The organism is Streptococcus taoyuanensis, from assembly GCF_029589235.1.
GTDB classification, from domain to species: domain Bacteria; phylum Bacillota; class Bacilli; order Lactobacillales; family Streptococcaceae; genus Streptococcus; species Streptococcus taoyuanensis.
The window spans coordinates 50,071-69,235 of the sequence record NZ_JARQVW010000001.1 but is presented as its reverse complement, the minus strand read 5'-3'; the positions used below and the strand labels follow the sequence as shown (position 1 = coordinate 69,235).

17 protein-coding genes are annotated in these 19,165 nt (G+C 39.9%); 10 read left to right on the top strand and 7 right to left on the bottom strand.

The genetic code is table 11. The features are described from left to right. Nucleotide 1: 1 nt before the first annotated feature. The 10 genes from P5Y91_RS00325 to P5Y91_RS00280 all read left to right on the top strand — a co-directional run bounded on the left by P5Y91_RS00325 (nucleotide 2) and on the right by P5Y91_RS00280 (nucleotide 12,626). On the top strand, nucleotides 2-1,168 hold the full coding sequence (locus P5Y91_RS00325; protein WP_049492861.1) for an ATP-grasp domain-containing protein: 1,167 nt from the start codon (nucleotides 2-4) through the stop codon (nucleotides 1,166-1,168). 219 nt (nucleotides 1,169-1,387) lie between these two features. Next, nucleotides 1,388-2,356, top strand: a complete 969-nt coding sequence (locus P5Y91_RS00320; RefSeq protein ID WP_003014979.1) for a thiamine pyrophosphate-dependent dehydrogenase E1 component subunit alpha — start codon at nucleotides 1,388-1,390, stop codon at nucleotides 2,354-2,356. 16 nt (nucleotides 2,357-2,372) lie between these two features. Then, nucleotides 2,373-3,365 (top strand): alpha-ketoacid dehydrogenase subunit beta, encoded by a 993-nt coding sequence (locus P5Y91_RS00315; RefSeq protein WP_003011072.1) that lies wholly within the window; start codon nucleotides 2,373-2,375, stop codon nucleotides 3,363-3,365. Between the two features lie 220 nt (nucleotides 3,366-3,585). Continuing rightward, on the top strand, nucleotides 3,586-4,629 hold the full coding sequence (locus tag P5Y91_RS00310; RefSeq protein WP_049492858.1) for a dihydrolipoamide acetyltransferase: 1,044 nt from the start codon (nucleotides 3,586-3,588) through the stop codon (nucleotides 4,627-4,629). Between the two features lie 41 nt (nucleotides 4,630-4,670). Beyond that, entirely contained in the window at nucleotides 4,671-6,377 is a 1,707-nt protein-coding gene (lpdA, locus tag P5Y91_RS00305; RefSeq protein ID WP_118398358.1) for a dihydrolipoyl dehydrogenase, read from the top strand. A gap of 228 nt (nucleotides 6,378-6,605) precedes the next feature. Next, complete coding sequence (lplA, locus tag P5Y91_RS00300) at nucleotides 6,606-7,595, top strand: lipoate--protein ligase (protein ID WP_156676477.1); 990 nt, start codon at nucleotides 6,606-6,608, stop codon at nucleotides 7,593-7,595. Between the two features lie 373 nt (nucleotides 7,596-7,968). Further along, entirely contained in the window at nucleotides 7,969-9,978 is a 2,010-nt protein-coding gene (locus tag P5Y91_RS00295; protein ID WP_277838681.1) for a DUF1430 domain-containing protein, read from the top strand. A 1-nt stretch (nucleotide 9,979) separates the two neighbouring features. Then, nucleotides 9,980-10,606 (top strand): putative bacteriocin export ABC transporter, encoded by a 627-nt coding sequence (locus P5Y91_RS00290; protein ID WP_277838680.1) that lies wholly within the window; start codon nucleotides 9,980-9,982, stop codon nucleotides 10,604-10,606. 330 nt (nucleotides 10,607-10,936) lie between these two features. Beyond that, the gene (locus P5Y91_RS00285; protein WP_277838679.1) at nucleotides 10,937-11,863 is read left to right on the top strand and encodes an ABC transporter ATP-binding protein; all 927 of its coding nucleotides are present in this window, start codon (nucleotides 10,937-10,939) and stop codon (nucleotides 11,861-11,863) included. 1 nt (nucleotide 11,864) lies between these two features. Continuing rightward, nucleotides 11,865-12,626, top strand: coding sequence for an ABC transporter permease (locus tag P5Y91_RS00280; RefSeq protein ID WP_277838678.1), 762 nt, complete (start codon nucleotides 11,865-11,867; stop codon nucleotides 12,624-12,626). 177 nt (nucleotides 12,627-12,803) lie between these two features. Here the strand turns inward: P5Y91_RS00280 and xerS are convergent, their stop codons facing one another. The 7 genes from xerS to P5Y91_RS00245 all read right to left on the bottom strand — a co-directional run bounded on the left by xerS (nucleotide 12,804) and on the right by P5Y91_RS00245 (nucleotide 19,154). Beyond that, a complete protein-coding gene (gene xerS / locus P5Y91_RS00275; RefSeq protein WP_277838677.1) occupies nucleotides 12,804-13,874 on the bottom strand; it encodes a tyrosine recombinase XerS in 1,071 nt (356 codons plus the stop codon). 192 nt (nucleotides 13,875-14,066) lie between these two features. Beyond that, a complete protein-coding gene (locus P5Y91_RS00270; protein ID WP_118228173.1) occupies nucleotides 14,067-15,050 on the bottom strand; it encodes an acetylxylan esterase in 984 nt (327 codons plus the stop codon). A 105-nt stretch (nucleotides 15,051-15,155) separates the two neighbouring features. After that, the gene (locus P5Y91_RS00265) at nucleotides 15,156-15,923 is read right to left on the bottom strand and encodes an alpha/beta hydrolase (protein ID WP_277838675.1); all 768 of its coding nucleotides are present in this window, start codon (nucleotides 15,921-15,923) and stop codon (nucleotides 15,156-15,158) included. A 66-nt stretch (nucleotides 15,924-15,989) separates the two neighbouring features. Then, nucleotides 15,990-17,561 (bottom strand): signal recognition particle protein, encoded by a 1,572-nt coding sequence (gene ffh, locus P5Y91_RS00260; RefSeq protein ID WP_049492826.1) that lies wholly within the window; start codon nucleotides 17,559-17,561, stop codon nucleotides 15,990-15,992. Nucleotides 17,562-17,578: 17 nt separating this feature from the next. Then, nucleotides 17,579-17,794: a 2-oxoglutarate:acceptor oxidoreductase gene (locus tag P5Y91_RS00255; RefSeq protein WP_277838674.1), complete on the bottom strand. Its 216-nt coding sequence runs from the start codon at nucleotides 17,792-17,794 to the stop codon at nucleotides 17,579-17,581. Nucleotides 17,795-17,796: 2 nt separating this feature from the next. Further along, nucleotides 17,797-18,129: a putative DNA-binding protein gene (locus P5Y91_RS00250; protein ID WP_003001435.1), complete on the bottom strand. Its 333-nt coding sequence runs from the start codon at nucleotides 18,127-18,129 to the stop codon at nucleotides 17,797-17,799. A gap of 80 nt (nucleotides 18,130-18,209) precedes the next feature. After that, nucleotides 18,210-19,154: a 3-oxoacyl-[acyl-carrier-protein] synthase III C-terminal domain-containing protein gene (locus P5Y91_RS00245; RefSeq protein ID WP_070665794.1), complete on the bottom strand. Its 945-nt coding sequence runs from the start codon at nucleotides 19,152-19,154 to the stop codon at nucleotides 18,210-18,212. Between the last annotated feature and the right edge of the window lie 11 nt (nucleotides 19,155-19,165).

The following is a 19,165-nucleotide window of genomic DNA, read 5'->3' as shown; positions in this document are numbered from 1 at the left end:
TATGAATTATCTTGTTATTTCACCTTATTATCCACAAAATTTCCAACAATTTACCATTGAACTAGCTAACAAGGGAATCACAGTCTTGGGAATTGGTCAAGAGCCGTACGAACAGTTAGATGAGCCTTTGCGCAATAGTTTGACAGAGTATTTCCGAGTTGAAAATTTGGAAAATCTGGACGAAGTGAAGCGTGCGGTAGCCTTTCTGTTCTATAAACACGGACCAATTGATCGTATTGAGTCCCATAATGAGTACTGGTTGGAATTGGATGCGGCGCTTCGGGAGCAATTCAATGTCTTCGGAGCTAAGCCAAAAGATCTGAAGAAAACTAAGTTCAAATCCGAAATGAAGAAACTCTTCAAGAAGGCTGGAGTCCCAGTCGTTCCTGGTGCCGTGGTTAAAACAGAAAAAGACATTGATAAGGCCGTGAAGAAGATTGGGTTGCCATTGATTGCCAAGCCTGATAATGGAGTAGGTGCAGCAGCGACCTTTAAACTTGAAACACCAGAAGATGTCGACCATTTTAAAGCAGATTGGGATGGACATACGGAGTACTTCTTTGAGAAATTCGTCACTTCTAGCGAGATTTGTACCTTTGATGGTCTGGTCGATCGTGATGGCAATATTGTCTTCTCAACGACTTTTGACTATGCTTATACGCCACTCGATTTGATGCTCTACAAGATGGATAACTCTTATTATGTCCTCAAAGAGATGGATCCAAAATTGCGTCAATACGGGGAAGCGATTGTCAAAGCCTTTGGCATGAAAGAACGTTTCTTCCATATCGAGTTCTTCCGCGATGGGGATGACTATATTGCAATCGAGTACAATAATCGTCCAGCAGGTGGCTTTACGATCGATGTCTACAATTATGCTCACTCCATTGATTTGTACCGTGGTTATGCTGCCATCGTAGCAGGAGAGCCTTTCCCAGCTTCTGAGTTTGAGCCCCTTTATTGCTTGGCGACTTCTCGCCGTGCCAATGCAGCCTATGTCCTTTCAGAGGATGAAGTTTTGGCTAAATACCATGATCAATTCCGTGTGAAAAAAGACATGCCAGCGGCCTTTGCGGAACTTCAGGGAGATTTCCTCTATATGCTTACAACACCTAGTCGTGAAGTAATGGAACAAATGATTCATGACTTTGGTCAACGCCAATCATAAGATAACGACCGGTAGGATAGGATCCTATCGGTTTTTTATAATTTAATGCAATCCCATGAAAGAAAAGTTTGTGAAATGTTTTGTTTGAAGTTGAAAAAGCTTATAAAACCTCCCTCCAAGGTATAAAGTTTGTGAAATCATTTGAGCATTATTTTTGACAGTGCTTTCATTTTTGGCTAGAATTAAAGAGAATGAATAAATGCTAAGAAAGGCGAAATAATGGCAACATTAGATAAAAGTCTCTTATTGGAAATGTTCCGTAAAATGGAAGAAATCCGTCGCATGGACTTAAAAATTGCACAGTTAGTAAAAAAAGGGAAAGTGCCAGGAATGACGCACTTTTCTGTTGGGGAAGAAGCAGCAAACGTTGGAGCGATGCTGGCTTTAAATGATGACGATTTGCTGACATCTAACCACCGTGGTCACGGTCAAGCGATCGCTAAAGGTATCGACCTGAATGGCATGATGGCTGAAATCCTAGGCAAGTATACTGGTACTTGTAAAGGGAAGGGAGGCTCTATGCATATCGCTGACCTGGATGCTGGTAACCTTGGTGCCAACGGGATCGTTGGTGGTGGTATGGGGATTGCTGTAGGGGCTGCCCTTACTCAACAAATGAAAAAGACTGGTAAGATTGTCGTCTGCTTCTTTGGGGACGGAGCAACCAACGAAGGTGTTTTCCACGAAGCGGTGAATATGGCTTCTATTTGGAATCTTCCGGTAATTTTCTACTGTATCAATAACGGTTATGGAATCTCTGCTGACATCAAGAAAATGACCAATATCCAGCATATCCACGAACGTAGTGCTGCTTACGGCATTCCTGGAATGTTTATTCCTGATGGAAATAACGTTATCGATGTCTATGAAGGATTCCAAAAAGCTGTTGAACACGTCCGCTCTGGTAAAGGACCTGTCTTGATTGAAAGTGTCACCTATCGTTGGCTTGGTCACTCATCTTCTGACCCTGGTAAATACCGGACCCGTGAAGAAGTAGAAGAGTGGAAGAAGAAAGATCCAATCGAAAACCTTCGCAAGTATCTCCTTGAAAATGAGATTGCGAGCGCAGAAGAATTGGATCAGATCCAAGAAGAAGTGAAAGAAGCAGTTGAAGCTTCAGTGAAATTTGCGGAAGAAAGCCCATTCCCTCCACTCGAATCAGCTTTCGAAGATATTTACGCAGACTAAGGGGGAGTAGAGAATTATGGAAACTAAATTAATGTCTTTCCGCGATACCATTATCCTTGCTATGTCTGAGGAAATGCGTCGCGACGAAAATGTATTGTTGATGGGGGAAGATGTCGGAGTTTTCGGTGGAGACTTTGGTACATCTGTAGGGATGCTTGAAGAATTTGGACCAGAACGTGTACGTGACTGTCCTATTTCTGAGGCTGCAATTTCAGGTGCAGCAGCTGGTGCTGCTATGACAGGGCTACGTCCAATCGTTGATATGACCTTCATGGATTTCTCTGTTATTGCCATGGATGCTATCGTCAACCAAGCCGCTAAAACTCGTTACATGTTTGGTGGTAAAGGTCAAGTGCCGATGACCATTCGCTGTGCTGCTGGGAACGGAGTAGGTTCTGCGGCTCAACACTCACAATCATTGGAATCATGGTTTACTCATATTCCTGGTTTGAAAGTTGTTGCTCCTGGTACGCCAGCGGATATGAAGGGACTGCTCAAGTCATCTATCCGTGATAACAACCCCGTTATCATTCTTGAATACAAATCAGAATTCAACCAAAAAGGGGAAGTGCCAGTTGATCCAGACTACACGATTCCACTTGGTGTCGGAGAAATCAAACGCGAAGGAACTGACGTCACTGTCGTAACCTACGGGAAAATGCTTCGTCGCGTGATGCAAGCAGCTGAAGAATTGGCAGAAGAAGGCATCTCAGTAGAAGTAGTAGACCCACGGACCTTGGTCCCACTCGATAAAGAGATCATCATTAATTCTGTCAAGAAGACAGGAAAAGTAGTCCTTGTCAATGATGCTCATAAAACAAGTGGCTATATCGGTGAAATTTCAGCTATCATTTCTGAATCAGAAGCATTTGATTACTTGGATGCACCAATCCGCCGTTGTGCGGGGGAAGATGTGCCAATGCCTTACGCACAAAACCTTGAAAATGCAATGATTCCAACAGTTGAAAGCATCAAAGATGCCATTCGTAAAACATATAACAAAGAATAATACATAACATAAATTATGTAATGTCATTTAAATTAGACGAGGAAACTTTGTATCTTTTTAGGTACAAAGTTCTCTGCGTCCTTAATATCTTAGATTAGATCACGGGCTAAAAGCTCGGAAAAAAGATAAATCTCCTTGACTTCATCGAAGTCTGCGTTGATTTCCTATTTTTCGGTCGCTTTTAAACGCCCTTTGCATCATAAATAGAATAGGAGAGGTCATGGCTGATGATAAGCTAAGAGCGACTCCTGCGGCTAGAAAATTAGCGGATGATCTTGGGATCAACCTCTATGATGTTTCTGGTTCAGGCGCAAACGGTCGTGTCCACAAAGAAGACGTGGAAACCTATAAAGACACAAATGTGGTTCGCATTTCACCACTTGCAAAACGAATTGCTTTAGAACACAATATTGCTTGGCAAGAGATTCAAGGAACTGGTCATCGTGGTAAGATCATGAAGAAGGACGTTCTTGCTTTCCTTCCTGAAAATATTGAGAATGAGACCATTAAGTCACCTGCTGAAATCGAGAAGGTGGAGGAAGCTCCAGATAATGTGACACCTTATGGTGAGATCGAGCGGATTCCGATGACACCAATGCGCAAGGTGATCGCTCAACGGATGGTGGAATCTTACTTGACAGCACCAACCTTTACTTTGAACTATGACGTTGATATGTCTCAAATGTTGGCCCTTCGTAAGAAAGTATTGGATCCAATCATGGAAGCAACTGGCAAAAAAGTCACTGTAACAGATTTGCTTTCTCTAGCAGTGGTTAAGACCTTGATGAAACACCCATACATCAATGCGTCATTGACGGAAGATGGCAAAACCATCATCACTCACAACTATGTCAATTTGGCAATGGCAGTTGGGATGGACAATGGACTCATGACTCCAGTTGTCTACAATGCTGAAAAGATGACCTTGTCAGAGTTAGTTGTATCCTTCAAGGATGTTATCGGACGTACCTTGGATGGTAAACTTGCTCCAAGTGAATTGCAAAACTCAACCTTCACCATCAGTAACTTGGGGATGTTTGGCGTTCAATCATTTGGACCGATTATCAACCAACCAAACTCTGCTATCCTTGGAGTTAGCGCAACGGTTGAAAAACCAGTTGTTGTGAATGGTGAAATTGTCATTCGTCCAATCATGAGCTTGGGCTTGACCATTGACCACCGCGTTGTCGATGGAATGGCTGGTGCCAAATTCATGAAAGACTTGAAAGCCTTGATTGAAGACCCGATTTCAATGTTGGTCTAATCAACGAGAGAGAATAGAAACAAGAAAAAGAGGGAAATAAAATGGCCTTAGAAGTAATTATGCCAAAAGCCGGCGTAGATATGACCGAAGGACAAATCGTTCAGTGGAATAAGAAAGTCGGCGAATTTGTAAAAGAAGGAGAAGTTCTCCTTGAAATCATGACAGACAAAGTCAGCATGGAGTTGGAAGCGGAAGAAGACGGTTACTTGATCGCTATCCTGAAAGGGGATGGAGAAACTGTTCCTGTAACAGAAGTAATCGGTTATCTTGGTGAAGAAGGGGAAAATATCCCTACAGCTGGAGCAGTAGCACCAGAAGCAAGCCCAGCACCAGCTGCAGCAAGTGCTTCAAACGATGACAATAAGAGCGATGACGCTTATGATATCGTAGTGATTGGTGGTGGTCCTGCTGGTTACGTATCTGCTATTAAAGCAGCTCAATTAGGTGGTAAGGTTGCTCTTGTTGAGAAATCTGAACTTGGTGGAACGTGCTTGAACCGCGGATGTATCCCAACTAAGACTTACCTCCACAACGCTGAAATTATCGAAAATATCGGACATGCGGCCAACCGTGGTATTATCATTGAAAATCCAAGTTTCTCAGTAGATATGGATAAGGTTCTTGAAACCAAGAACAAGGTCGTAAATACCCTCGTCGGTGGTGTTGCGGGTCTTCTTCGCAGCTACGGAGTGGATGTTCACAAGGGGATCGGTACCATTACGAAAGATAAGAATGTCTTGGTCAATGGTTCTGAATTGCTTGAAACGAAGAAGATCATCCTTGCTGGTGGTTCAAAAGTCAGCAAGATTAACGTTCCAGGTATGGAATCATCCCTTGTCATGACCAGTGATGATATTCTTGAAATGAATGAAGTACCTGAAAGTCTCGTAATCATTGGTGGTGGGGTTGTCGGTATCGAGCTTGGTCAAGCCTTCATGACCTTCGGTTCAAAAGTTACAGTTATCGAAATGATGGACCGTATCGTTCCAGCTATGGATGCTGAAGTATCTAAGAACCTTCGTTTAATCCTTGAACGTAAAGGTATGACAATCTTGACCGATACGAAACTCCAAGAAATCATTGAAGAAGATGGCAAACTTCGTATCAAGGTTGAAGGAAAAGACGATATCATCGCCAATAAAGCCCTTCTTTCAATCGGTCGTGTTCCAGATCTTGAAGGAATCGGTGAAGTCGAGTTTGAATTGGATCGTGGTCGTATCAAGGTCAATGAATACATGGAAACTTCTGTTCCAGGTATCTATGCACCAGGTGATATCAACGGTACGAAGATGTTGGCTCACGCTGCCTTCCGTATGGGTGAAGTAGCGGCTGAAAACGCCCTTAAAGGAAATCACGCTGTTGCCAAATTGAACTTAACTCCTGCAGCTATCTACACACTTCCAGAAGTTGCGGCTGTTGGTTTGACAGAAGAACAAGCTCGTGAGAAATATGATGTCCAAATCGGTAAATTCAATTTTGCCGCAAACGGACGTGCCATTGCATCAGATGCGGCTCAAGGTTTTGTTAAGGTCATTGCAGACAAGAAATATGGTGAAGTTCTTGGGGTTCACATCATTGGTCCAGCAGCAGCTGAATTGATCAACGAAGCTTCAACTATCATTGAGATGGAAATCACTGTAGAAGAAATGCTCAAGACCATCCATGGGCACCCAACCTTCTCAGAAGTGATGTACGAAGCCTTTGCGGACGTACTTGGATTGGCAGTTCACTCACCTAAGAAGAAATAATATTATTCTTTCAACTAAATTTTCTTTAAGTAGTACGGACGGCAGCGACCTCTCATAGAGTTCCATGCCTAAAAATTGAGCCACTTGTCTCAATTTTTCCGAGAAATGTAACGATAACTCGTTACATTTCTTTTTACTACTTCAGAAAATTAAGTGAAATTTAACTATTTTGTCTAATGCTCATTCTGCTATGAGTAGGATTTATAAAACGAATTTTTTGGAATTACTATGAAATACATTATTAATTATTCAAATGACACTGCTTTTAATATTGCTTTAGAGGAATATGCTTTTAAACACCTTTTGGACGAGGATCAAATCTTCCTTCTTTGGATTAACAAACCATCTATCATTGTAGGTCGTCACCAAAATACCATCGAGGAAATTAACCGTGACTATGTTCGTGAAAATGGAATTGAAGTAGTCCGTCGAATCAGTGGTGGTGGAGCTGTTTATCATGATTTGAACAACCTAAACTATACCATCATTTCAAAAGAAGATGAAAACAAGGCCTTTGACTTCAAGAGCTTCTCTACTCCAGTTATCAATACTTTAGCTGAACTTGGTGTTAAAGCTGAATTTACAGGCCGTAACGACTTGGAAATCGACGGTAAGAAATTCTGTGGCAATGCCCAAGCCTATATCAATGGACGGATCATGCACCATGGTTGTCTTCTCTTTGACGTGGATTTGTCAGTCCTAGCTAATGCACTTAAAGTGTCTAAAGATAAGTTTGAATCAAAAGGGGTTAAATCAGTCCGTGCTCGAGTAACTAATATTATCGATGAGTTGCCAGAAAAAATCACGGTTGAAGAGTTCCGGGATCTACTTTTGGACTACATGAAGAAAGAATACCCTGAGATGACAGAATATGTCTTCTCGGATGAAGAATTGGCTGAAATCAATCGTATCAAGGAAACCAAGTTTGGTACCTGGGATTGGAACTATGGAAAGTCTCCTGAATACAATGTCCGTCGTGGCACTAAATTCCCTAGCGGTAAGGTGGAAATCTTCGCAAACGTCATTGAATCAAAAATTCAAGATATCAAGATTTACGGTGACTTCTTTGGTATCGAAGACGTAGCGGCAGTAGAAGATGTCCTTCGTGGTGTCAAATACGAACGCGAAGACGTTCTTAAAGCCCTACAAACCATTAACCTAGGTCGTTACTTCGCAGGAATCACTGCAGAAGAAATTGCTGAAGCAGTGGTGGAATAAAGTCATAAGAGAGTGGGACAGAAATCGGTAATTCGTTAGAATTCGATTTCGTAGTCCCACCTCCGCACAGTTGAGTAGGGCTGTAAAAGCTGATGAATTCAGCGTAGTAGAGCCCAGTCAACCACTGCGTCTTGCTCGACAATACAAAGACAATTGAGAGGCTAGGACTTTTGTCCCAGCCTCTTTTTTTGAAACTAGTTTCACATAAAAATTATTGTTTTACTAAGGATTTTGTAGTATAGTAAAGGTGGAAAAGTGTATTCGCTTACAAAGAATGTAACTGTAATTTGTAAAATTCAGTAATTCTTAAACAACGAAATTGATTGACTAGCTAGGTATTACTTTCCTTTTCTGCTTTAGAAAGTGTGATGATATGAAACGTGTCTTTATTATTTTATCAAACCTTTTCATCTCTAGCTTTTTGATTTGGATTGCCTTTATTTCTCCAAATACGGTTGTCCACAGCAGTCTTCCGGTAGTAGGTGTGCAGAGACAAGAAAAGAGCGTCACATATGAAGAGTTATCTTCCAGTTTAGACCGCTTGGCAAAGGAAAATCATAGTATAATTGCCAGTCAGATACAAAGAACAGACTCTAAGGGGCAGGTTGTTTTCACCTATGATATCTACGGAGAGGGAAAACTTCCTCTTGGGATTAAAAGAGAGAAGAAAGAACTGGCTGCCAAAGAAAGCCTGCTAACGAATTATTATGTATTAACAGGTGAATTGGAAACTGAAAAGCTGGATCAAACGCTTCATACTCTTGGTTTCTCACAAACTTTTATTGAGAAACCAAATCCTCTGCAGACCTTTATTGCCTTTTTTGGTTCAGGTTCACAATCACTTGCCTTAGTCATTTTTATCATTAGTTTTAGCGCTTTGACGATTATACAAAAAACACTTGAAATGAGAAGCGCTGGGATTCGATATATCTCAGGAATGAGACGCTTGCAACTTTTCGGACATTCTTTAAAAGCTGATAGTATAGAGTTGCTTTTGGGATGTATAGGGGCAAGTACAATGGGTGCGTTTCTGATTTATTGTCTTCAATTGACACCTTTTTCCTATTCCATCATCATTTCAAGTAGTATTATTTACAATGGGATTTTACTGATTTTATCTGCTGTCTTATCCTTCCTCTTTGCATATAGTATTCAAACGATTCATTTAGTCCCCCTTTTAAAAGGAAAGGTTCCATTAAAGCGCATTTTGGTTTTCCTCTTTATTTGTCAATTTCTCGCTGTGGCATTAATTGGACTTGCGATTCATCGAATCAGTATTTATGGATCAGTCTGGCAAACTCACCAAGAGGGAAGTGAGGCTTGGTTAAAACAGTCGAATTGGGTCCAAATTAGTACAAGTCGGGAGGATTTTTCACAGAAAACAAACAAAGAGACGCAAATTGAGAACAGTGCAAAATGGTCTAAGCTCATCGAGTCTGGCATCGAAAATGGTGGTCTTTTAGCTTATCATAATCTCGTATCTTTTAGTTCAAAAGGAGTTATGACGGATCCTAGTACAGGTAAAGAGTTTTCCATCACAGATTACGATCCTCTTGCACGAACTCTCTATGTAACTCCAAATTACCTCGAAATCCAAGGTGTTCCAGTTTCTCCTGAAGAAAAAGATCACTTAAATCACTTACAAGCAGGAGAATTTGGTCTCTTACTTCCGGAAAAATTAAAAGGTCGAGAAGAGGAGATGATCAAACGATATGAAGATTATCTATCTCCTCGAGATGATCAAGGAAATATCACCTTATCAATGAAGGCGCAGGTAACGTATATTCCGAATCATCAAAAACGCTTTATCTACAACAACACACCAATCAGCTATAAGCAATTCTTTACAGATCCTGTTTTAGTGGTTATACAACCTGAAAGTTTTGGAGGCTATGAGAATCCATATTTCACCCAACTAAATTCCTACCTTTATTTTAATGGGCTTCAGAATAGTAAGAAGCTAGTCGCTAAGTATAATCTTGAAAAAAGTGTTAGTCAGTACGACTATGCAGTGGACGTTTACCAGCAAATGGCCCAAAACATACAAATAGAAAATCTCATGGCGATTGCAGGAGGAGTCTTTGGTATAGCAACCTCTGTTCTTCTTTTTAACACTATGAATTTCCTATATTTTGAAGAGTTTAGAAAACAAATCTTCTTGAAGAAGATTGCAGGTCTGGGATTTGTAAACATTCACCAAATGATTTTGCTCTCAGAAAGTAGCCTCTTGCTATTAGGAAGCCTCTTGGTATTCATTCTCACTTCGGAATGGTGGATTGCTCTTGTCACTCTCTTGCTATTTATTACTAATGCTTGGTTCATTCTCCTGTACCGGTCTCATAAAGAAGACCACTTGTTAGCCACTGTACTGAAAGGAGCCTAATATGATTAGCGTAGAACATTTAACCAAATCATTTGGCCAACGAACGGTCTTTCAAGATTTGAGCTTGCAATTTACAGAAGGTAAGGTCTATGCTCTGATCGGAAATAGTGGGTGTGGTAAAACAACCTTGCTTAATATCTTGGCGAAGATAGAACCTTATGAAAAAGGGAGTATAAGCTATCAAGGGCAAGAACTGAAACAAATCAAACAGCATCACTTCTTTAAGCATGAATTAGGTTATCTCTTTCAAAACTTTGGCCTGCTTGAAAACGAGACTATCGCTACAAATTTAGATTTGGGATTGATTGGGCAAAAATTAACGAAAAAAGAGAAGAAGCAGCAAGAAGAAGAAGTGCTCAAAAAAGTAGGATTGGCTTACCTTGCTTTGGATCAAAAGATTTATGAATTATCGGGGGGAGAGGCGCAACGTGTCGCATTAGCTAAAGTTATTTTAAAAGATCCACCTTTAATTTTGGCAGATGAACTAACTGCAGCACTGGATCCAGAAACCTCACAAGAGGTCATGGACTTGCTCTTAATGTTAAAGAATCAAGAGCGTATAATCATTATTGCAACCCATAATCCAGTGATTTGGGAGAAAGCTGACGAAGTGGTAAAGCTCAACTAATCCATGGCTGAAGAATGGTAGGATCTTCTATATCATCTTTTATAGCTAGCTATTCATGAGGTATAGGCTGATGAAGAAAGATTCGGTCAAACAAAATTTTTAAGGCGAAAAAACATGAAAAAGTTTATCTATTCATTGTATTTCTGACTTTTCTTTGTTTATCTGGCTATACAGAGACACAAAAAGAAAGCCAAATAATTTCTTCCATCTCTCGTAAAGTAACTTTCTCTTCATCAACAACAGTCATTGTAAAAACAAAGGAGTGTACGGAATACCGAACCAATGACAGCAGAAGTGCTGAGTGATTCAAAATAAAGAAAGGAAGACGAAATGGCACTATTACAAATTATTGGTCTAAATAAATCGTATAACAAAAAGAAAGTCATTGAGGATTTGTCATTTGAGTTGCAGAGTGGGGAAATAATGGGACTCATTGGACAAAATGGTTCTGGGAAAACTACAATATTCAAGACGATTTTAGGTTTAGTAAAAAAAGAATCTGGTGAAATTAAAATCAATGGGAAACTAATTGAAGGGAAATCAAAGGACTATTTGAATACTATTGGTACGATTATTGAATATCCTACATTTTATGAATCTTTAACAGCTAGACAGAATTTAATGCTTATTTCTAGTCTTTATAATGAAGTAAACTTATCAAAAGAAGATCTTTTAAACTATCTGCATTTAGTAGGTTTAGACAATAGTGTGGATTGTAAAGTATCCAGTTTTTCGTTAGGTATGAAACAACGTTTGGGACTTGCTCAAGCCTTAATCCATCAGCCAACTATCTTATTATTAGATGAACCATTCAATGGATTAGATCCCATAGGAATAAAAGAGTTTAGAGATTTGCTCATTGAATTGTCTAAAAAAGGAGTTGGGATTGTAATTTCGAGTCATTCATTGGAAGAATTAAGTAAGTTAGTGGATACAGTTACAATTATCAATCAAGGGAAAGTAATTTTCCAAGGGGAAAAGACAGAGTTTTTATCACTTGGATCTATTAAGAATATTTGGTTGTTGAAAACTGATAACTTAGAACTTACAAAGTCTATCTTAAATAACTTAAACATTGTTTTTTCTGAGGGAATAGAGCAACTTGAGTTATCTTTAGATATAGAATCAATGAAAGAGGTAAAGGAGAAACTACTCACAGAGTTATTACGTCAGGATATCTCCATCATAAATTTTTCTGAGAAACAAAATAATTTTGAAGATATTTTTATCAAAATGCAGAGAGAGATGGAGGTTTGATATGCTTAAATTAATAAAGATTGAGTTGTTCAAATTATTTGCTGCAAAAAAGATTATCTATGTTTTTGGAGGGTTTATTTGTGTCATTTCTCTATTGATACTGTATCTAAGAATGGTTGCACCAGAATCTTCATTTGGGAATGTTTTTAAAACCTCTAGCGATACATTTTCGATATTTGCTATGATAGTAGGAGTTATAGTAGCATTAGTACCTTTTTATCAAGAAATCCAGCAAAAAACAATTAAATCATTGTTAGTCACGCCAGTTAAACGAGTAGAAATTTTGTTTTCTAAATTGTTTGCATCTATTTTTGTCTCATTCATAATTTTAGCTGTTTTATTTCTAACATCTTTTATAACGACAACATTATTATTTGGATTTTTTACAATAGGAGCTTACTCTTCATCTGCAGATACTATGCTTACTTTTACAGCCGGATTCATTCAAATTATTACAACGTTTTTTACAACTATTTTTTATAGCACAACAATTATTTGTTTATTTTTGATAACAAATTCTTTATCGGGTGCCCTAGTTGGAGTTGTTTTGTTAAAAGGTTTAGGAGAAGTGATTTCAAGAAGTTTATTAAACAAAAATAACTTATTATTATCCTTTAGCCCATTAGGAGTATTGAATATTTTAAACCCTATTACAAGGAATGTTTCGATAATTAGCTACACCATTCAACTACTTTTAACTGTTATTTATTCAATCGTAATTTTTTATATTGCTATTAAACTGTTTGAAAACAAAGAATTCTAAAGATTGCTTCAAAATCAAATTCATGAATAATTGGAAAAATGATTTTACAATTGGAGTAAGAAATCATACAAATAAATGAAGTTAAAGAAAATAAATAATTAAAGAGCGTAAGATTCTATCAAAGATCTACGCTCTTTTTCTAACACTAAATATATTACATAATTTATATTATGTATCTCATAAACTATCCAAGGCATTTTTCTGTTCGTCATTTACGATATGCGTATACAAGTCCGTTACCTGAGTGCTGGCATGTCCTAGCTGATGGCTGACCAAAACTTGGGATTTGGTTGCATCATAGAGACGAGTTGCTAGGGTATGGCGAAGCTTGTGGGGTGTCACACGGACTTTGAAGTCTTCTGAATACTTGGCCACCATCTTTTCGACACTAGAAGCATCAATCCGGTTCGGAACACCTCGATATAAGGTTAAGAAGAGGGCTGTATCGGTTTTTTCTGTCTTATAGCGTTTATCCCGAATAGCGAGATATTGCTCTAAATAGGGTTTAGCAAAGGCAGCAACATTGACAGAGTCTCGTTTTCCACCTTTTCGAGTAACGTCAATCACCATCATCTTAAGGTTGAGATCTCGAAGATCTAGGTTAACTGCTTCAGAGAGACGGACACCAGAGGCAAGAAGAAGTGCGATAATGGCTAAATCTCGCTCTTTATTCTTATTAAAGGAAGATAAGGCTCGATTTGAAAGTGTTTTAGGGTATTCCTGGTCGATATAGTTCAAGAAACCTTCTGTCTCATCACCTAAAAAGAGCTTTTGCTTGATATTTTCAGCTCGAGCAGCTAAGGTTTCTTTCTTTTTCTTGGTTGCAACCTTCTTCATGACATTACGGTAGAAATAAGGTTCCCCTTGCTCGTTTTCAACTTCCTCAGTCAAATACTTATAAAGACTAGAAAGTGCAGAAAGGGTACGGTTAATAGTTGTTTGAGAAACCCCATTTTTCGTCGTATTGGCATTGAGCAGAGGACGTTCACGTAAGTAAAGAATAAAGGATTCCATGTCTTTCTTGGTCATGTGCTCCAGAACGTCTAAAGGGATCTCGGCTATGGTGTCAGCATCCGATATACCAGATTCCAAGACCCAGGTGAAAAATCGATCGTATTCCTTTAAGTATTCGTACAAGGTTGTAAAACTGTAGGGAACGGCTAGTTTCGATTGGTAATATTCCAATACATACCAGGGCATGACTTGTTTGAGTTTATCAATCCGTTCTAATAAGATCTCGCGTTTCATGTTTTTCTCCAAATCTTTCTATACTAGTAGTATAGCATAGCCGGATATATTTTTCAAGAAAATTATAGTTTTTCGGAAAAATGTCATAGGGTATCTATAGGACTGTTTTGTATCCCTTTCTATACTAGATCCCTTTTAAACACAATAAAATCAGCAAATCTCATGGATTTACTGATTGTTTTCTTCTGTAACTTATTTTTCTACATATTGAAATGGAATCTTGCTACCACAGAGCCAATTATAAGCTCGATCATTGACTTGAACATTCATAGCTTCGTGGGCATATTCTGGCATGATTAAATGCTCTTTTGGACATTCTAATCGATTATAAATGGCAAACTGCGTTTCAGGATAACAGACATCATCATCTAGTCCGGTAATCATGTGAACCTGTCCTTTGATGCGGTGGGCAAAATTTTTCACATCAATATAGGCCAATGTCTGCATCAAACGATCTTCGGTTTCGTGGAATGGATCATGGAACTTGAAATAACGGAAAAGCTCGTCATAAGCCTCGCTGGTGTTCCCAATCTCCAATACTCGTCTGAAATCTGATAAGAATGGATAAATGGCTACCGTTCGTTGTATACGAGGATTCAATCCAGCAGCAACCAGGGCCAAGGCACCACCTTGTGAGGCTCCATAGCTGGCAAGTTTGCTGTCGTCGACTTGAGGAAGGCTGGCTACAATTTCAATTAACTGGTAAAGATCTAAGTAGATATCCTTATAAAAGAGCTCATCTGGACCTTCCACGGCGCCACGGATAATCTGTCCTTTTACCGTATTTCCAAGTGGTGAACGATCTCCATCGGTTGAAAAGCCTGACTGACCTCTTACGTCCATAGACACAACACCATAGCCGGCTACTGTATAAGCCAGCATATCAGCCCAATCCCAACAACGGCCCATATAGCCATGAAAATGGAAAATTACTGGAATCTTTTGATCCGTTTTTGGAAGAATCATTCTTGAATAGACAAGGCCTTTTCTGGTTCCTTTAAATGTTAATTCATAACAAATCACATTTGGAATACTGAAATCTCGTTCTTCAAGCTTGTATTCAGGAAGTTGAGTCATCTTTGCTAGAGCTTGATCCCAAAAAGCATCAAAATCTGCGGGAACCTCATCCCGTCCCTTGTAATCTTTCATTGTTTCTAATAATTTGGGATCTTTCATAAAATCCTCCTTAAGTATGTGTAATCGCTACCAAAAATGTACCATATTTACTTAAGGATTGCAAGAGACAAATAAAAAATACATAACCGAAATTATGTAATTTACTTATAGATTCAAAAATAGACTTAATTGTTTCACTAGATCTGGATTAGTGGGTAATGCAGAATGATGAGCCTTGCGTCCTTTTAAATTGACTTCTGTATAGGCTTGTTTCTCAAAAATAGATTGTGCTGCTTGTGCACTAGTAAGTGGAACAATGCCGTCTGATTTTCCAGTAAAGTTACCGACAAAGTTAAGGACCTCTACTTCTTTTTCTAAGCGATGTTTCCATCTTTGAAAATTATCATACATCTCTTGATTGAATTGATAAGGGCTACCAATAATAGCGAGCTTGCTTACGGTCAGTTTTTTCTTTTCTAAAAAGCCACTTTCTAGTAAACCAGTCAAAACTAGTCCTCCGTTGGAGTGCCCTACTGCCTTAAATTCTGTGAAATAATAGTGATCAAGAAGGTAGGTTAAAGCCAGCTTAAGGGATTCGATTTGCTGCTTGATATTGCTGTAGCCGTCTCGATTGTTCTCAAAGCCAATCACAATCATTGGATTCGGCTCTTTCGTATTGAGTCTTCCTTCCATCTCTATAGAATCATCTTTATTGACTTTAATTTTTAAGAGACTCTGTTTTTTTCTAGAAAAGCGATGGAGCATACGAATTGTTCCATTGAAACGCTGAATACTAGCTGAACTTCCAGGTACAAAGATGATCGGTCTGATCGGTGGTTTCTTCGACCCTTTAGGAAATTCAAAGGGCTTTCTGTGCGAAGAAAACAGTCTTATAAAGAAACGAATGAGTTGTTGAAATAGTTTTTTTAACATGTTTCCTCTAGTAGTAGTTTCTAAAAGAACCCAGAACAGTGTGTTCCAGGCCTTTATTAGAAAGGATTATTTCCGTTTTTTCTTATTTTTGCGCATTTGTTTGGCCATTTTGTTCATCGCCCGTTTCATCATAAATTCTCCGGCTTTTCCTTTGAGACCACCACCAAACATTTGGCTCATATCAGGCATTCCAGCGCCTCCACCAAGAGCTGACAAGTCAGGCATGCCACTTTGTCCCATCATACCTTCGAGGGCAGACATATCAGGCATTCCACCAGGCATATTCTTCGGCATGTTATTTGGATTGAGCCCCATTTGTTTCATCATCTTGTTCATGTCGCCAGAGAGGACGCCTTGCATCATCTGTTTGGCTTGGTTAAAGTCCTTGATGAATTTATTGACTTCGACAAAGCTATTTCCTGATCCAGCAGCAATCCGACGACGACGGCTTGGATTCAACAAATCTGGATTTTCCCGTTCAGCTGGTGTCATGGATGATACGATCGCCCGTTTGCGAGCAATTTCTCGTTCATCGACCTTAAGGTTCTTCATGGCAGGGTTATTGGCCATACCTGGAAGCATCTTGAGCAGATCTTCCATTGGACCCATGTTTTGAACCTGGTCTAACTGATCGATGAAATCGTTGAAGTCAAAGGTGTTTTCCCGCATCTTTTCAGCGAGTTCAAGAGAGCGTTTCTCGTCGTATTCTTGAGAAGCCTTCTCGATCAGCGTCAGCATATCCCCCATACCGAGGATCCGACCAGACATGCGGTCTGGGTGGAAGGTTTCGATATCAGTGATTTTTTCACCAGTACCAGTGAATTTGATTGGCTTCCCAGTAATCTGACGGACAGAAAGGGCTGCACCACCACGGGTATCCCCATCAATCTTGGTCAAGATCACCCCGGTCACTTCGAGTTGTTCGTTAAACTCACGCGCCACATTGGCCGCTTCTTGACCGATCATGGCATCCACAACCAAGAGGATTTCATTCGGCTCAGCAAGGGCTTTGACGTCGCGCAACTCACCCATGAGTTTTTCATCGATTTGCAGACGACCAGCCGTATCGATCAAGACATAGTCATTGTGGTTGGCTCTCGCCTGCTCCAAACCTTGACGAACGATCTCTACTGCAGGGACTTCTGTACCAAGTGAGAAGACAGGGACATTGATCTGTTGACCGAGGGTCTTCAACTGGTCAATGGCTGCTGGACGATAGATATCGGCCGCAATCATCAAAGGACGTGCATTTTCTTCCTTGACCAATTTGTTGGCCAATTTACCCGCAAAGGTTGTTTTACCAGCCCCTTGAAGACCGACCATCATGATAATGGTTGGAATCTTTGGAGATTTGATAATGTCTGCTGTCTCAGAACCCAAAATCGCTGTCAATTCTTCATCGACAATCTTCACAATCTGTTGGGCAGGGTTCAAGGTTTCAATGACTTCATGACCAACAGCCCGCTCGCGGACACGTTTGATAAAGTCTTTTACAACAGGAAGGGCAACGTCGGCCTCTAAGAGGGCTAGACGAATTTCTTTGGTTGCCTCTTGGACATCCGCTTCAGAGATTTTCCCTTTCTTACGAAGATTTTTAAAGACGTTCTGTAAACGTTCGGTTAAACTTTCAAATGCCATTATTTTCTCCTATTTTTTCAATTCAGTGGAAATCGTCCGAAATGTTGCAAACATTCTAGTTCCTCGGGTGTGACTTCTTTCATGATTTCATTTGGATATCCCCAACAGTTAAAACCTATTTGCATAGCTTTGGAGATATCATTGGGCGAGATAATCTGTAGTCGAGTAGGAAATACTTCCTCTGCGACTAATAGTTTGCAAGGTATTCCTTGATAAATGACGAGACTGCCCATAATCACTCCCGATTGTCAATGCTTGATAAAATTTCAACCTGCTCTTGTAGAAAAGTATCTTCCGGATAGCGTTCTAAAATCTGATCAAAAATCTGGCTGCGTACAATGTAATCGGAATACATATGGAGTTTCATTTCGTAGTCTTCCAAAATTTTTTCTGTACGTTTAATATTGTCATAGACCGCTTGACGGCTCACTCCAAACTCTTCTGCAATCTCAGCCAAGCTGTAGTCATCTGCGTAATAGAGCTCGATGTAGTTCATCTGCTTGTCCGTCAAGAGCGCTGCATAAAACTCAAAGAGCGCATTCATTCGGTTGGTTTTCTCAATTTCCATACCTTTCATTATATCAAAAAAGCCCGCTAAAGACTAGCGGGACTTGATGCTTTTTGAGCTTGAAATGAGAGGATTCATCATTAAAGTTTCAGTGCCAACATATTGACCGTCATCCCTGCTGCAGTTCCCATCAAGAAGATGGTATCTCCTTCCTTCACATAGCCATGATCCAATGCATAGGCTAGGCCGAAAGGTACGGCTACTGAAACCATATTTCCATAATCACTGACAATATTGAGGTACTTGTCTTTGCCGACTCCCAATTTGTCCATGACGAGTGGTAAGGCGCGACTTGCTTGGTGAGGAATAATATAGTCTACAGCATCTTTAGAAATGCCTGATTTCTCTTGGAATTCTTGGAACATTTCTGGAATAACACGGGCAGAAAGCAAAAGAATCTTCTTCCCTTTCATGTCAAACATGAAATCGGTCTTGGTTGCTTCAGAGTATAATTTCGGATGATAAGCTGTCAAACCACCACGAATTTCGGTATCATGGGCTCCCTCAGACCAGGTACGTTGCATGCTAGCAATGATTCCTTTATCTTCCTTTGTTGCTTCAAAGATAAAGGCTGCAGCTCCATCGCTAAACAGTTCAAAGCTTTCTTTTTGTTTAGGATTCAGCCCTAGGCTCCCTACTTCACTAGATACAATCAGCACCCGTTGGTATTCTCCACCTTCAATCAGATAAGAAACAGTGCTTAAAGCTGATACAAAACTGGTACAAGTAGTATTGATATCCATAGCAGGAATCGTTAGTCCCTTGGCCACGCGCTCATGGATCAGAGCTGCTGTACAAGGAATGGGCTGAACGCCAACCGCACTAGCCGAAACAAGGCAGTCGATGTCTGCCATTTCAAGCCCCGCATGGTTTAAAGCCGCTTCAATCGCACGCGCTGCAAGATCAATCTGTGTTTCTTCTCCTTCTTTCACGCGGTAACGAGTTTGGTCTTTAAAAGTCACGGTATGAGCTGGAAGCGCTGTTCCATAGCCTTTAATTTGCAAATGTCTTTTTACAGTAGTCATAGGATTCTCCT

Bases quoted from the DNA above. Each gene is read 5' to 3' on its own strand.
- P5Y91_RS00325 (WP_049492861.1), top strand. From the start codon at position 2: ATGAATTATCTTGTTATTTCACCTTATTATCCACAAAATTTCCAACAA.
- P5Y91_RS00320 (WP_003014979.1), top strand. From the start codon at position 1,388: ATGGCAACATTAGATAAAAGTCTCTTATTGGAAATGTTCCGTAAAATG.
- P5Y91_RS00315 (WP_003011072.1), top strand. From the start codon at position 2,373: ATGGAAACTAAATTAATGTCTTTCCGCGATACCATTATCCTTGCTATG.
- P5Y91_RS00310 (WP_049492858.1), top strand. From the start codon at position 3,586: ATGGCTGATGATAAGCTAAGAGCGACTCCTGCGGCTAGAAAATTAGCG.
- lpdA (WP_118398358.1), top strand. From the start codon at position 4,671: ATGGCCTTAGAAGTAATTATGCCAAAAGCCGGCGTAGATATGACCGAA.
- lplA (WP_156676477.1), top strand. From the start codon at position 6,606: ATGAAATACATTATTAATTATTCAAATGACACTGCTTTTAATATTGCT.
- P5Y91_RS00295 (WP_277838681.1), top strand. From the start codon at position 7,969: ATGAAACGTGTCTTTATTATTTTATCAAACCTTTTCATCTCTAGCTTT.
- P5Y91_RS00290 (WP_277838680.1), top strand. From the start codon at position 9,980: ATGATTAGCGTAGAACATTTAACCAAATCATTTGGCCAACGAACGGTC.
- P5Y91_RS00285 (WP_277838679.1), top strand. From the start codon at position 10,937: ATGGCACTATTACAAATTATTGGTCTAAATAAATCGTATAACAAAAAG.
- P5Y91_RS00280 (WP_277838678.1), top strand. From the start codon at position 11,865: ATGCTTAAATTAATAAAGATTGAGTTGTTCAAATTATTTGCTGCAAAA.
- xerS (WP_277838677.1), bottom strand. From the start codon at position 13,874: ATGAAACGCGAGATCTTATTAGAACGGATTGATAAACTCAAACAAGTC.
- P5Y91_RS00270 (WP_118228173.1), bottom strand. From the start codon at position 15,050: ATGAAAGATCCCAAATTATTAGAAACAATGAAAGATTACAAGGGACGG.
- P5Y91_RS00265 (WP_277838675.1), bottom strand. From the start codon at position 15,923: ATGTTAAAAAAACTATTTCAACAACTCATTCGTTTCTTTATAAGACTG.
- ffh (WP_049492826.1), bottom strand. From the start codon at position 17,561: ATGGCATTTGAAAGTTTAACCGAACGTTTACAGAACGTCTTTAAAAAT.
- P5Y91_RS00255 (WP_277838674.1), bottom strand. From the start codon at position 17,794: ATGGGCAGTCTCGTCATTTATCAAGGAATACCTTGCAAACTATTAGTC.
- P5Y91_RS00250 (WP_003001435.1), bottom strand. From the start codon at position 18,129: ATGGAAATTGAGAAAACCAACCGAATGAATGCGCTCTTTGAGTTTTAT.
- P5Y91_RS00245 (WP_070665794.1), bottom strand. From the start codon at position 19,154: ATGACTACTGTAAAAAGACATTTGCAAATTAAAGGCTATGGAACAGCG.